This window comes from Streptococcus sp. GP0011, from assembly GCF_030546305.1.
GTDB lineage: Bacteria > Bacillota > Bacilli > Lactobacillales > Streptococcaceae > Streptococcus.
The window spans coordinates 196,898-208,633 of record NZ_JAUONR010000002.1 but is presented as its reverse complement, the minus strand read 5'-3'; the positions used below and the strand labels follow the sequence as shown (position 1 = coordinate 208,633).

The 11,736-nt window shown below is 42.5% G+C and carries 12 protein-coding genes; 4 read left to right on the top strand and 8 right to left on the bottom strand.

Going from position 1 to position 11,736, the window contains the following annotated elements; all coding sequences use genetic code 11:
* Positions 1-398: 398 nt before the first annotated feature.
* The 5 genes from Q4443_RS03335 to Q4443_RS03315 form a co-directional block, all read right to left on the bottom strand.
* Positions 399-1,478: a carbamoyl phosphate synthase small subunit gene (locus Q4443_RS03335; protein WP_000166842.1), complete on the bottom strand. Its 1,080-nt coding sequence runs from the start codon at positions 1,476-1,478 to the stop codon at positions 399-401.
* Between the two features lie 49 nt (positions 1,479-1,527).
* Positions 1,528-2,451: an aspartate carbamoyltransferase catalytic subunit gene (locus Q4443_RS03330; protein ID WP_049518984.1), complete on the bottom strand. Its 924-nt coding sequence runs from the start codon at positions 2,449-2,451 to the stop codon at positions 1,528-1,530.
* 18 nt (positions 2,452-2,469) lie between these two features.
* Positions 2,470-2,991: a bifunctional pyr operon transcriptional regulator/uracil phosphoribosyltransferase PyrR gene (gene pyrR, locus Q4443_RS03325; protein ID WP_000850018.1), complete on the bottom strand. Its 522-nt coding sequence runs from the start codon at positions 2,989-2,991 to the stop codon at positions 2,470-2,472.
* Between the two features lie 210 nt (positions 2,992-3,201).
* Positions 3,202-3,831 carry an endonuclease III gene (gene nth / locus Q4443_RS03320; protein ID WP_049518983.1) on the bottom strand — a complete coding sequence of 210 codons (630 nt, stop codon included), beginning with the start codon at positions 3,829-3,831 and terminating at the stop codon, positions 3,202-3,204.
* Positions 3,832-4,374 (bottom strand): DUF177 domain-containing protein, encoded by a 543-nt coding sequence (locus Q4443_RS03315; RefSeq protein WP_000773195.1) that lies wholly within the window; start codon positions 4,372-4,374, stop codon positions 3,832-3,834.
* Positions 4,375-4,542: 168 nt separating this feature from the next.
* Between Q4443_RS03315 and Q4443_RS03310 the strand changes: the two genes are divergently transcribed.
* Together Q4443_RS03310 and Q4443_RS03305 are read left to right on the top strand one after the other, a co-directional pair.
* Positions 4,543-4,872: a hypothetical protein gene (locus Q4443_RS03310; RefSeq protein WP_042902425.1), complete on the top strand. Its 330-nt coding sequence runs from the start codon at positions 4,543-4,545 to the stop codon at positions 4,870-4,872.
* A 332-nt stretch (positions 4,873-5,204) separates the two neighbouring features.
* Complete coding sequence (locus tag Q4443_RS03305; RefSeq protein ID WP_049518982.1) at positions 5,205-6,764, top strand: ATP-binding cassette domain-containing protein; 1,560 nt, start codon at positions 5,205-5,207, stop codon at positions 6,762-6,764.
* 45 nt (positions 6,765-6,809) lie between these two features.
* Here the strand turns inward: Q4443_RS03305 and htpX are convergent, their stop codons facing one another.
* Both htpX and Q4443_RS03295 read right to left on the bottom strand, forming a co-directional pair.
* The gene (htpX, locus tag Q4443_RS03300; protein ID WP_049518981.1) at positions 6,810-7,709 is read right to left on the bottom strand and encodes a zinc metalloprotease HtpX; all 900 of its coding nucleotides are present in this window, start codon (positions 7,707-7,709) and stop codon (positions 6,810-6,812) included.
* 1 nt (position 7,710) lies between these two features.
* Positions 7,711-8,271 carry a LemA family protein gene (locus Q4443_RS03295; RefSeq protein WP_049479068.1) on the bottom strand — a complete coding sequence of 187 codons (561 nt, stop codon included), beginning with the start codon at positions 8,269-8,271 and terminating at the stop codon, positions 7,711-7,713.
* Between the two features lie 93 nt (positions 8,272-8,364).
* Between Q4443_RS03295 and rsmG the strand changes: the two genes are divergently transcribed.
* Together rsmG and Q4443_RS03285 are read left to right on the top strand one after the other, a co-directional pair.
* Entirely contained in the window at positions 8,365-9,078 is a 714-nt protein-coding gene (gene rsmG, locus Q4443_RS03290; protein WP_049479069.1) for a 16S rRNA (guanine(527)-N(7))-methyltransferase RsmG, read from the top strand.
* 419 nt (positions 9,079-9,497) lie between these two features.
* A complete protein-coding gene (locus Q4443_RS03285) occupies positions 9,498-10,781 on the top strand; it encodes a uracil-xanthine permease family protein (RefSeq protein ID WP_000808282.1) in 1,284 nt (427 codons plus the stop codon).
* Positions 10,782-10,825: 44 nt separating this feature from the next.
* Here Q4443_RS03285 and Q4443_RS03280 read toward each other — a convergent pair whose 3' ends face one another.
* Positions 10,826-11,731 (bottom strand): DMT family transporter, encoded by a 906-nt coding sequence (locus Q4443_RS03280; RefSeq protein ID WP_049479070.1) that lies wholly within the window; start codon positions 11,729-11,731, stop codon positions 10,826-10,828.
* Positions 11,732-11,736: the final 5 nt, after the last annotated feature.

The following is an 11,736-nucleotide window of genomic DNA, read 5'->3' as shown; positions in this document are numbered from 1 at the left end:
ACGAAGAACTATCAGTTCTAGGAATAACTATCTTTTTAGCACCGTCCGTAGCCCGTATTCAGTTCAGCAAATACGGACCACCCTTCTCCTTTCTATTCGGCAACTCTCAGGTTGCCATTAAATAAATTCTCCGACGATTTTTTAGAGAAACGATATTTTTCGATAAAAAATTTCGTGCAGGGAGTTTTTAGTTCGCCCGATAGCGACTAAAAGAAACGACCTGCCTTTCTATTCGTCGCCTCACAGAGCGACATTAAATAAGATACAAAGAACGAATAGAGAGCGATTGAATTTTAGGAAACCAAGGAAGAATTGACAATCCAAGTTGGTTTCTCTAAATTCCGAGCTTTCCGTCCGTGTTCAGTTACATAAATTCTCTAACGAGCTTTTACTCGTTCTTAGTTTGCTTGTTTAAAAGCTTCCATCATCTCGATAAATTCATCAAATAGGTAGCTTGCATCGTGTGGACCAGGAGCTGCATCTGGGTGGAATTGAACAGAAAAACCTGGTTGGTATCTGTGACGAACTCCTTCAACTGATTTGTCATTGATTTCTTCGTGGGTAATGATCAAATGCTCTGGCAAGTCCTCACGACTGACTGCATAACCGTGGTTTTGGCTGGTAAAGTCTACGCGTCCTGTAGCAATCTCACGTACCGCGTGGTTAAATCCACGGTGACCAAACTTCATCTTGTAGGTCTTAGCTCCGTTTGCCATGGCAAAAAGTTGGTGTCCCATACAAATTCCGAAGATTGGAATTTTCCCTTGAATACCACGAATCATGTCCAGTGCTTCTGGAACATCTTCTGGGTTACCTGGACCATTTGATAACATAACTCCATCAGGATTGAGGTGGAGAATTTCTTCTGCCGTTGTTGAATACGGAACAACCGTAACATTACAGTTGCGCTTAGAAAGTTCACGTAGGATTGAGTGCTTGAGACCAAAGTCTACTAAGACCACACTCAAACCAACTCCTGGAGCTGGATAGGAAGTTTTAGTAGAAACTTGTTTGATATTGTCTGTCGGCAAGACTGTTGCTTGGAGCTGATCCGTCACATGGTCCATGCTGTCCCCAACGTGGGTCAAGGTTGCACGCATGGTACCATGCTTACGGATAATCTTGGTAAGTGCACGCGTATCAATCCCTGAAATACCTGGAATTTTCTTAGCTTTCAAAAATTCATCCAAGGTCATTTGGTTGCGCCAGTTACTAGCTCGACGCGCCTCTTCAAAAACGACAACTCCCTTACAAGTTGGAATAATGGATTCGTAATCATCACGGTTGATTCCATAATTTCCCACCAAAGGATAAGTAAAGGTCAAGATTTGTCCATTATAAGACTGGTCTGTAATGGATTCTTGGTAGCCGGTCATCCCTGTATTAAAGACGATTTCACCTGTTACATCAATATCTGCTCCGAAGGCCTTGCCTTCAAAAACTGTGCCATCTTCTAATACTAGAAGTCTTTTTGTCATATTTTCACCTCTCGTGGACGCTCACTGGCGTCTTTTAACGTCTTGTGTTTTAGTTGGCGTTTCTACTCGCCAATACGGATTCTAAGATTGCCATTCGAACAAAGACACCGTTGGTCATTTGTTGGACAATGCGTGATTTTGGCGCTTCAACCAAGTGGTCAGCAATTTCCACATCTCGATTCACTGGAGCAGGATGCATAATAATGGCTTCTTCTTTTAAGCGATTATAGCGTTCTTGGTTCAAACCGTGTTGAGCATGGTAGTCCTCTTTTGAAAAAACGGCTCCACTATCATGGCGTTCATGTTGAACTCGGAGTAACATCAAAACATCCACCTGATCAACAATCTCATCAATAGTTACAAACTGTCCATAGTCCGCAAACTCTTGACTTCTCCATTCCTCAGGCCCTGCAAAGAACAGTTCAGCTCCCAAGCGTTTCAAAATCTGCATGTTAGATTTGGCAACGCGTGAGTGGTCCAAGTCACCTGCAATAGCAACCTTGAGACCCTCAAAGTGGCCAAATTCCTCATAAATAGTCATCAAATCAAGCAAGCTCTGACTAGGATGTTGTCCCGAACCATCTCCACCATTGATGATGGAAGTCGTAATTGATGGACTCGCAATCAACTCTCTGTAATAGTCGACCTCTGGGTGGCGAATCACACAGACATCCACTCCTAGAGCAGATAGAGTCAAGATGGTATCATACAATGTCTCACCCTTATTGACCGAACTAGTCTTCACATCAAAGTCCAGTCGTTCCAGCCCCAGCTTAATCTCTGCCACTTCAAAGGACTTATGTGTCCGTGTAGAATCTTCAAAGAAGAGATTCGATACGATAGGTTTGTTCTCGTAGGGGAGTTGGGCTCCGTTTTTAAACTCAATCCCTCGTTTGATCAATTTCATCACTTGATCAACTGTAAGGTCTTCCATGGAAACCACATGGTTCAATGCTTGTTGATTTTCTGACATGGCTACTCCTTCAGCTTTCTAAGCTTCTTCAGTAATCAGAACTCTGTCTTGGCCATCAAGTTCTGTCATCTCTACGATGATTTCTTCAGAACGACTGGTTGGGATATTTTTCCCAACGTAATCTGGTCGGATAGGCAATTCTCTATGTCCACGGTCAACTAGCACCGCAAGACTCACGCGCGCAGGACGACCATGGCCGACAATGTTATCAATAGCGGCGCGGATGGTACGGCCTGTATAGAGTACATCATCCACCAAGATAACTTCACGGTCTGTCACATCAACAGAAATCAAAGAAGTATCTTCTCCGCTTTTAACATCATCACGGAAAGGTTTGGTGTCCAATTCCACAACAGGAACAGTGATGTTTTCCAACTGCTCCAAGCGTTCTTTGATACGATGAGCGATGAAAACACCACGCGTTTTTATCCCAGCTAGGATAATTTTATTCAAATCCTTATTGCGCTCGATAATCTCATAAGTAATTCGCGTAATCGCTCGTTTGACAGTCAATTCGTCTACAACTTCTTTTGTCTTCATGACAAACCTCCAAAAAGAAAAGTCTCCTTCCACAAGGAGACTTGAAATGTATAGCCAAGCGAGCCCTACTATAAACAGTATAGACTTCACCCTTCTACTTTATCGCGCTCCTTGCCTGCCTCACGGGACAGGTTTAAAGGACTATTTAGTTACCATTTACTATAGCACAAAGCACCCTTAAAATCAAGCAAAAACTTTTTCAGAGTCCCCTTAAACATTACTAAAATCATACAGTTGGGGATAGTGGTCACATTCTGGATTTTTGGGATGGCAGATAGCTCGTCCAAAGTAAATCATGGCCTGGTGGGCTGCTAACCACTCTTCTGGTGGCAGAATGTCCATGACACGTTTTTCTACTTCGAGGGGTGTAGCCGATTTCTTGACAATATCATGATGCTTGCAGATACGCTCAACATGGGTGTCCACCGCAAAGGCCGGAATGCCAAATCCCACACTCATGACCACGTTGGCGGTCTTGCGACCAACACCTGCTAGGCTTTCTAATTCCTCTCGAGTCTGAGGTACTTGCCCGTCAAAATCATCTAGTAATTGTTGAGCACATTTTTTAAGGAATTTAGCCTTATTTCGATACAGTCCCAGACGAGAAATGTGTGAAGCAATTTCACTTTCAGTCGCGACAGACATGGCTTGTGGTGTTGGAAAAGCAGCAAAGAGACCTGGCGTGGCCTTATTTACCGCTGCATCTGTCGTCTGAGCTGACAACATCACCGCAACCAAGAGTTCAAAATGATTGCGAAAATCTAGACTTGGTTTGGCATCTGGAAAAAGGGCAATAATTTCCTCAATGACATGACGGGCACGTTTCCTGGATAAAACCATCTACTCGTCTCCATCAAACAGTCCTTGCAAGCCAGCAAATGGACTGTTTTCTTCTTTCTTGACTGCTTGTTGAGCTTGGTATTCGTCCTCAGTCATGATTTGCCAGTCATTTCCAGACACAAACCCTTGGCCAGCCTCTTCTTCTGCCGTCAAGACCTTGATTGGGATATTGAGCAAGATATTATCTGCTACGCTCTCAGCAAGGTCGATTTCCCCATTTTCGATAGGCAAGACCAAGTCATCATCAAGAACCTCCTGGTCCAGTTGGTTGGTCGCTCCTTCCATGAAGACCTCTGTGACTGGATAAGACTCAGCCAACTCAACTGGCTCCATACTGCGGCTGGAAGCAAGGACAATGGTATATGACAACTGATAGTCTAAGAAATACAGACGGTCTTCGTACTGCACCTTCCCCACTGCAAGGATATCTTTGACATCTAAAATCTCTTGATTTCGTTTACACAATTCTGCTGCCAGGTCTAAAGCTTGTTCAAAATGCAGGCCTTCAGGTTGCTTACGAATTTCTTGAATGTTTAACTTCATATTTCCTCCATAAAGATGTACTCACTTGATTATACCATGAAAAGGCTATAAGTCAGCCTCCCAAACTTTGAGATTAAAATCTCATTTTTTAACATATTTACTATGACAAACCTTCCTATTAGTGCTATACTATAGGCAAGAATACATCAGAGCAAGGAGGATGCTCACATGGAAGACAAAGCACTCATCACTGAAGCTTACCAACTCCTTTCCGAGTTAAATAAAAGCTACCAAAGTTGCAAACAGGGAACAGCCGATGATCTTCGACTGCAAGAGCTGCTGAACACTACTCTTAAGGAACTAAAAAAAGCAGAAAAGCTAGACAACAGTATCTTAATCGACCTTGAGAAATTTTACCAACGTACTAGTCTGCTGATTGGACTAGGGAGCTTAAAACTGAATGATCAAGCACGCACCGCTTGGCGCAACTATGACAAGTTCCACTACGAACATGTCAAACACGTATTGACTCTCTATGGACCTGTTTTCGGTTTTTAGAGCTTGAAATCACTTGTTTTCTATTGACAAAATTTCCTGAAAGGTATAGGATAGAGGTACTAATACTCGGAGGTAAGGGAGACATGAACAACTAAGTCTATCAAATAAAGAATCTTTATTTAGTAGATCTTGTTTTTGTCTCTTTTTGTGTGCTCTTTTCATACTAGATTTTCTAGTATCTTGTCCTCATTGAAAATCAAAAAACTAGAAAGCTATGCTCCTCTTGGGTTGGGTTAGGCAGCTCCAAGCTAGTTTGACGAGTTTTTTCAACGAGGATAATAGAGTTTTGACAGTGACTTTGGGCTCTACTAGATAAAGTAGAGCTTTTTGTTATGCACTATCGACATTCTAGAAAGGGCAACAATATGATAAAAATCAATCATCTAACTATCACGCAAAACAAAGATCTACGAGATCTTGTATCTGACCTAACCATGACTATCCAAGACGGAGAAAAGGTTGCTATTATTGGTGAAGAAGGAAATGGTAAATCGACTTTACTACGAGCTTTAATGGGGGAAGCATTATCTGATTTTACTATCAAGGGCGACATCCAGTCTGACCTTCAATCACTGGCATGCATTCCTCAAAAAATCCCTGAAATCCTGAAAAATAGGACTCTACATGACTACTTCTTTTTAGATTCTGCTGATTTAGACTACAGTATTCTTTATCGTTTGGCGGAGGAGTTGCACTTTGATAGCGACCGTTTTGCTAGCGACCAAGAGATTGGCAGTCTATCAGGGGGCGAAGCTTTGAAAATTCAGCTCATCCACGAGTTAGCAAAACCTTTTGAGATTCTATTTTTAGATGAACCTTCAAATGACCTAGACCTTGAAACGGTTGATTGGCTAAAAGGTCAGATTCAAAAGATTCGGCAAACTGTTATTTTCATTTCCCATGATGAAGACTTTCTTTCTCAAACGGCAGATACTATTGTCCACTTGCGCCTAGTCAAGCACCGAAAAGAAGCGGAAACGCTAGTCGAGCATTTAGACTATGATCGCTATAGTGAACAAAGAAAGGCAAATTTTGCAAGACAAAGCCAGCAAGCTGCTAACGACCAGAGAGCCTATGACAAAACCATGGAAAAGCATCGTCGCGTCAAGCAAAATGTAGAAACTGCTTTGCGTAACACTAAAAATGATGTTGCTGGACGCCTATTGGCTAAAAAGATGAAAACTGTTCTTTCTCAAGAAAAACGCTTTGAAAAGGAAGCTCAGTCCATGACCCAAAAGCCACTTGAAGAGGAACAAATCCAACTTTTCTTTTCAGACATCCAGCCATTAGCGGCTTCTAAAGTCTTAATCCAACTGGAAAAAGAAAATTTGTCCATTGGCGAGCGTATTTTAGCTCAGGAGTTACGGCTAACGGTCCGTGGCCAAGATAAAATCGGTATCATCGGACCAAATGGTGTTGGGAAATCAACTCTGTTAGCCAAGTTGCAACAACTGCTCAGCGCCAAAAGAGAGATTTCGCTTGGTTTTATGCCACAAGATTACCATAAAAAACTGCAATTGGATTTATCTCCAGTAGCCTATCTCAGCCAAACCGGACAAAAAGAGGAACTACAGAAAATCCAATCTCATTTAGCCAGTCTCAATTTCAGCTATCCTGAGATGCACCACCAAATCCACTCCCTATCTGGTGGTCAACAAGGCAAACTCCTACTTTTGGATTTAGTGTTGCGCAAACCAAACTTTCTCCTTCTGGATGAGCCCACACGTAATTTTTCTCCCACTTCTCAACCTGAAATCAGAAAACTCTTTGCCTCCTATCCAGGCGGTCTAATCACTGTTTCGCATGACAGACGCTTCTTAAAAGAGGTCTGTACGAGTATCTATCGTTTGACAGAAAATGGTTTGGAAGTCGTTGATTTACAAGATTTATAATTTTTGAACATAGCAAAAATCCAGAGAAATCTCTCTGGATTTTTTTTACATTTGTTTCAAGCGTTCGATTCGTTCTGAGATAGGCGGGTGGGTATAAAAGAGTTTTTGAAGTCCGCCACCTTTCTTCGGATCATTGATATAAAGAGCGCTGCTGGCATCGTCAACATGGTGATGCATCGGCTCGCTATCCTCCAACTTACGCAAGGCATTGATCATCCCTTGAGGATTGCGAGTCAGCTCCACACTAGATGCATCCGCCAAAAATTCCCTCTGACGGGAAATGGCTAGTTGCACCAAGGTTGCTGCGAGAGGTGCTAGAACAATGGCTAAGAGAGAGATAACAAGCATGATAATCTCCAAACCATTTCCATCACGATCATTATCACTCCGCCTGCGACCAGCGCCACCCCACCACATCATCCGTCCTGCCATACTAGACAGAAGGGTAATAGCACTGGCAAGGGCAACAGCAATGGTCGAAATGCGGATATCGTAGTTTCGGATATGACTGACCTCATGCCCCATAACAGCTTCCAGTTCCTCGCGATTCATGATAGCCAGAAGGCCCGAAGTGGCTGCGACAGCTGCATTCTGCGGATTCGAACCTGTTGCAAAGGCATTTAAAGAAGAATCCTCAATGATGAAAACACGTGGCATGGGAATCTGAGCGACCATGGCCATATCTTCTACTACATGGTAGAGGTCTGGGGCTGTTTGCTCATCAACCTCACGCGCCCCATTCATAGACATGACAATCTCTGTCGATTGAAAGATCATGGTCAGAGCGTAGATAAGACCAATAATCAAGGCAATAATCATGCCACCAAGACCTGAGCGCATAAAGAGATAGCCAACCGCATAACCAACCAAGGCCAAGAGTAGGAAGAAAACCAGCAACAAAATCCACGTTTTTCGTTTATTGCTCGCAATTTGATCAAACAACATCTTAGTCACCTAAACCGCTAAAGTCAACTTTAGGAACCGCCTTTTCCTCTTCAGGTGTTTGAAGGAAGTCTGCAGCTTTAAAGCCAAATAGTCCTGCGATGATGTTACTTGGGAAGCTTTCAAGTTTTACATTGTAGTTGCTGACAACACTGTTGTAGAGTTGACGTGAGTATGAAATTTTATTTTCTGTATTGGTCAACTCTTCTTGCAATTTGATAAAGTTAGCACTAGCTTTCAAGTCTGGGTAATTCTCTGCTACTGCAAAGATACCAGAAATCTGGCGGGTAAGGGCATCACTGGCCTTCATAGCTTCTGCCGGTGAAGTTGCTGTGGCTACTTGTCTACGAAGTTCTGTTACTTTTTCCAAGGTAGAACCTTCATATTTTGCATAGCCTTTGACTGTTTCAATCAAGTTTGGGAGGAGATCATTACGACGCTTCAACTGAACATCGATCTGGCTCCAAGCCTCCTTGGTCTGCATACGATTTTTAACCAAACCGTTATAGCTAACAATCACAAAAATAACAATCAGAGCCAAAACTCCAAGAATAATCCAAGTCATAATCTTTTTCCTTTCTGCTTTTAGATTACTACCAGTATATCAAAATTTTAACGAATATGGTAAAATAAGATGATACTAGAGAAGGAAACTACTATGAAACCAGAAACTTTTTACAGCCTACTAGCTGAGCAAAATCTTCCACTTTCGGACCAGCAAAAGAACCAATTTGAACGGTATTTTGAGCTCTTGGTCGAGTGGAATGAAAAGATTAACCTGACCGCTATTACAGATAAAGAGGAAGTTTATCTCAAACATTTTTATGATTCGATTGCACCTATTCTGCAAGGCTTGATTTCAAATGAAACTATCAAACTTCTTGATATCGGAGCGGGGGCAGGATTTCCTAGTCTGCCCATGAAAATTCTCTATCCTCAGTTGGAGGTGACCATCATTGATTCGCTCAATAAGCGCATTAACTTCCTTCAGCTTTTGGCTCAGGAGTTGGATTTGGATGGTGTTCACTTCTACCATGGACGGGCAGAAGACTTTGCCCAAGACAAGAACTTCCGTGCCCAGTTTGATATGGTGACGGCTCGTGCGGTTGCCCGTATGCAGGTTTTGTCTGAGCTGACCATTCCCTATCTTAAAGTTGGCGGCAAACTATTGGCACTCAAGGCCAGCAATGCTCCTGAGGAATTGCTAGAAGCCAAGAATGCCCTTAACCTCCTCTTTAGTAAGGTAGAGGACAACCTCAGCTATGCCCTGCCAAATGGAGATCCGCGCTACATCACTGTCGTCGAAAAGAAAAAGGAAACACCTAACAAGTACCCAAGAAAGGCTGGCATGCCCAACAAACGCCCACTTTAAACAATAGTGCACCCTTGTTTAAAGTTCAGAAAACAATTTACAAAATCAGCCTCGCTTTATTATTTCTAGGATCGGGAAAAATTCGTTTACAAAACGAACCTCGCTCTCGCATTTCCGGGCTCGGGAAAAAATGATTTACAAAATCAAACCTCGCTCTCGTATTTCTGGGCTCGGGAAAAATTCGCTTACAAAACGGACCTCACTCTCACATTTCTGGGCTCGGGAAAAATTCGTTTACAAAACGAATTTTTTCTGCTATACTATCCTAAGCAAAGGTTTTTAATGTCATCCTGTGAGGTGACGAAGGCGCAGATTTATATAAATTTTTAAAAGATAGCTATTTTTTAAAAAGTCTTACTCTGAGGGCCTATTGCTGCAAAATAATGGGCTCTTTTTTGGTGCCCAAAAGTGAGGTTTTTATGAAACAGGAATCAACTGTTGACTTGTTACTAGACGTTGATCAACGTCCTTCTGCTGGTAAAGGTATTCTTCTAAGCTTCCAGCACGTATTTGCCATGTTTGGCGCAACCATTCTCGTTCCCTTAATTTTGGGAATGCCCGTATCGGTTGCTCTCTTTGCATCCGGTATTGGAACACTTATCTACATGATTTCTACTGGCTTTAAGGTTCCAGTTTATCTAGGTTCTTCATTCGCCTTTATCACAGCTATGTCTCTAGCCATGAAAGAAATGGGAGGCGATGTCTCTGCTGCTCAAACTGGAGTTATCTTGACTGGTTTGGTCTATGTCCTTGTAGCAGCAAGTGTTCGTTTTGCAGGTACGAAATGGATTGATAAACTCTTGCCCCCAATCATTATCGGACCTATGATTATCGTTATCGGTCTTGGTCTTGCTGGTTCTGCTGTAACGAATGCTGGACTCGTAGCAGACGGAAACTGGAAAAACGCCCTTGTAGCCGTTGTTACATTCTTGATTGCCGCCTTTATCAATACAAAAGGAAAAGGTTTCCTTCGTATCATTCCTTTCCTCTTTGCCATCATCGGTGGTTATATCTTCGCTATGATGCTTGGTTTGGTTGACTTTACCCCAGTCCTTCAAGCCAACTGGTTTGAAATTCCTGGTTTCTACTTGCCATTTAGCACTGGTGGTGCCTTTAAAGAGTACAACTTGTACTTCGGTCCTGAAACAATCGCCATCTTGCCAATCGCTATTGTAACCATTTCAGAACACATCGGAGACCACACAGTTTTGAGCCAAATCTGTGGCCGTCAATTCCTGAAAGAACCAGGACTTCACCGTACGCTTCTTGGTGACGGTATCGCGACATCTGTATCAGCCTTCCTAGGTGGACCAGCTAACACGACTTACGGAGAAAATACAGGAGTTATCGGGATGACTCGTATCGCTTCTGTCTCTGTTATCCGTAACGCAGCCTTTATCGCCATTGCTCTTAGCTTCTTAGGTAAATTCACTGCCTTGATTTCAACCATTCCAAATGCTGTGCTTGGTGGCATGTCCATCCTTCTCTATGGAGTTATCGCCAGCAATGGTTTGAAAGTTTTGATTAAGGAACGTGTTGACTTCAGTCAAATGCGTAACCTCATCATTGCAAGTGCTATGCTGGTACTTGGACTTGGTGGAGCAATCCTTAAACTCGGTCCAGTAACCCTTTCAGGTACTGCTCTATCAGCCATGACAGGAATCATCTTGAACTTGATTTTGCCACACGAAAATAAAGACTAATCATCTATACACAAAAAATCCACTCGATTGAGTGGATTTTTTAATTACTTACTCTTTATTTCCAACAGTAAATCTTTCAATGAAATAATGGTCACGGCTAGTAAAATCATAGCCATACCGATAAAATCAATCGCATAAAACTGTTCCTTCATAATCAGAAAGGCAAAGAAAACGGCAGAAATTGGCTCTATGGAAGCCAATAAACTAGACTTAACAGGGCCTATCAGACTAGCTCCCTTTAGGAAAGCTGTATAGGCAAAAACCGTTCCAATAATGATAATCCCAGTAAATGCAAAGAAAAAATCTAAGCTGGTTGGTATGCTAGCCTGTAAGACTCCTGTAAAGGGAAGAGCCACTACACCAGAAATAACCATCCCGACACCAATCACCAAAATACTGCCCCACTTCTTAATCAAAGCAATAGGAAGGATGATATAGAGGGCATAGGTCAAGGCTGAAAAGAGGCCCCAGAACAGACCTAGGGATGTGACAGATAACTGGTCAACTTTCCCGTGCGTTGCAATCAGAAAAGTTCCTCCTATAGCCAATCCAATCGAAAAAATCTCAGCCAGTGTCGGAGCTACCTTATCTTTCATACAGGTATAAACCAAAATCCCAACAGGACATACATACTGGAGAACCGTTGCCGTTCCAGCATTGGTCTCCTGAATGGCAGAAAGATAGGCAAACTGGTTTAAGAAAAGTCCAAACAAGGCAAACAACAGCAGAGATAAAAGGCTTTTTCTGTCTTTTAAAAAAGCATAGAGTTTATCCTTTGCGGTCACGTAGGATAAAAATACCAGTGCCAAGCCTGCAATGATAAGTCGCAAATTGGTCAAGACTAGAGCGGAAATCCCGTGTGCCATCAGGTATTGGCCACTGGTTCCAGACAAGCCCCAAGCAATCCCTGCTACTACTGTATACAGAGTTCCTTTTACGATTTTTGACATGCTTC